A 1,941-nucleotide genomic window follows, 5' to 3' on the forward strand; every position below is an offset into this window, starting at 1 on the left:
CCCGGCCACCCATAGGATACTGGCGTTGGGTGGCCGGGTGGGGGAGCGGGCCGGTGCCGTGAACCAAACTCACGCATGCGCAAAAATATCCGTTTCCGGCCAACCGGCGAGGTCCAGGTCAGCGCGGTGGGGGAGGAAGTCGAAGCATGCCTGCGCCAGCACGGTCCGCCCTTCGCGCTCCAGTCGACGGATCAGTTCGTCGCGCATCGCATGCAGATAGCGCACGTCGGACGCGGCATAATCCTTTTGCGCCTCGCTCAGCACCGGGCCGCCCCAGTCGGACGACTGCTGCTGCTTGCTGATTTCCTGCCCGAGCAGTTCGCGCACCAGATCCTTGAGCCCGTGGCGATCGGTATAGGTGCGCACCAGCCGCGACGCGATCTTGGTGCAGAATACCGGCGCGGCGGTGACGCCGAGATAGTGGCGGATCGCGGCGAGATCGAAGCGCGCGAAATGATAGAGCTTCACCCGCGCCGGATCGGCGAGCAGCGCGCGCAAATTGGGCGCGGCATAGTCGCTGTCCGGGCCGAACCGCACGAGATGTTCGTCCGGGCCGCCGTCGGACAGCTGGACGAGACACAGGCGATCGCGCGGGGTAATCAGCCCCATCGTCTCGGTATCGACGGCGATATCGACGCCCGGCGCGAACACGCCCTCGGGCAGATCTTCTTCATGCAGGTAAACGGCCATCGCCTGCGCCTAGCCGGTTATGGCTTAACGCTCAATAACCGCCCGCGTCAGGCACCGCCGCCGTTCGCCCGCTTTTCGGCGCGGCGACGCGAAGCCATGTTCAGCACCTCGACCAGCGCCGAGAAGGCCATGGCGGCGTAGATATAGCCCTTGGGCACATGCACGCCGAAGCCGTCGGCAATCAACACCGCGCCGATCATCAGCAGGAAGCCGAGCGCGAGCATGACCACGGTCGGGTTGCGCTTGATGAAATTGGCGAGCGGGTCGGCGGCGACGAGCATCACCGCGACGGTCACCAGCACTGCGACGAACATGATCACGATCTCGTCGGTCATGCCGACCGCGGTCAGGATCGAATCGACCGAGAACACCATGTCGAGCAGGATGATCTGGAAGATCGCAGACCCGAAATTCATCGTCGCGACCTGCTTCTTGTCGAGCACGGCATGGTCGGTGGGGACCGGATCGATCGTGTGATGGATTTCCTTGGTCGCTTTCCACAGCAGGAACAGGCCGCCGGCGATCAGGATCAGGTCGCGCCACGAGAATGCGGTTTCGAAGCTCGGCTCCCCGGTCGGCCCCGTCGCGCCCTGAATGCCCAGGTCGAACACCGGGGTGGTCAGCGACACGATCACGAAGATCATCGACAGCAGGATGATGCGCATCACCAGCGCGAGGCCGATGCCGATTCGGCGCGCCTTTTGCTGTTGATGCTCGGGCAGCTTGTTGGTCAGGATCGAGATGAAGATAAGGTTGTCGATCCCCAGCACCACCTCCATCACGATCAGGGTGACGAGGGCGGCCCAGGCGGCCGGGTCGACGATCAGCGCTGCGATATCCATGGCGCCTCTGTGCCGTCGCGGGCGGCGTCGCGCAAGTATCCGTCGAACCGGTGCCAAAATCGCGACGAAAATGTTCGCGCATCTTCGCGATCTGGTCTATGTCCGATTCCATAGGCGTGTCGCGAACGCCGGGATGCCTGCGCCTTCGTCCGGTTCAGGTCTTCGAATTGAGTATGGGCGAACCGGGAAGACGAACAGGGCAATGAGTTTTGATCGAGGGCGCCGCGGTGATCGCGGTGGACGTGGCAGAGACAAGCGCGACGGCTTCGGCGGCGACGATTTCGGCGGTGGCTTTGGTGATCGTGGCGGCTTCGGCGGCGGCTTCGGTGATCGCGGCGGTTTTGGCGGTGGTGACCGCTTCGGCGGCGGCGGTGGCGGCTATGGCGGCGGCGGTGGCGGTGGCTATCGC

The 1,941-nt window shown here is 64.5% G+C and carries 3 protein-coding genes; all 3 read right to left on the reverse strand.

What is annotated here, in order from left to right; translation table 11 throughout:
* Positions 1–69: 69 nt before the first annotated feature.
* Positions 70–690, reverse strand: a complete 621-nt coding sequence (locus AX681_RS09815) for a ribonuclease D (RefSeq protein WP_066659654.1) — start codon at positions 688–690, stop codon at positions 70–72.
* Between the two features lie 47 nt (positions 691–737).
* A complete protein-coding gene (locus AX681_RS09820; RefSeq protein WP_066659653.1) occupies positions 738–1,532 on the reverse strand; it encodes a TerC family protein in 795 nt (264 codons plus the stop codon).
* A 154-nt stretch (positions 1,533–1,686) separates the two neighbouring features.
* Positions 1,687–1,941: hypothetical protein (locus tag AX681_RS22445; RefSeq protein WP_197424275.1), on the reverse strand; the 255-nt coding region annotated here is incomplete at its 5' end.

Source organism: Sphingomonas sp. CCH9-E2, assembly GCF_001557215.1.
Classification (GTDB): domain Bacteria; phylum Pseudomonadota; class Alphaproteobacteria; order Sphingomonadales; family Sphingomonadaceae; genus Sphingomonas.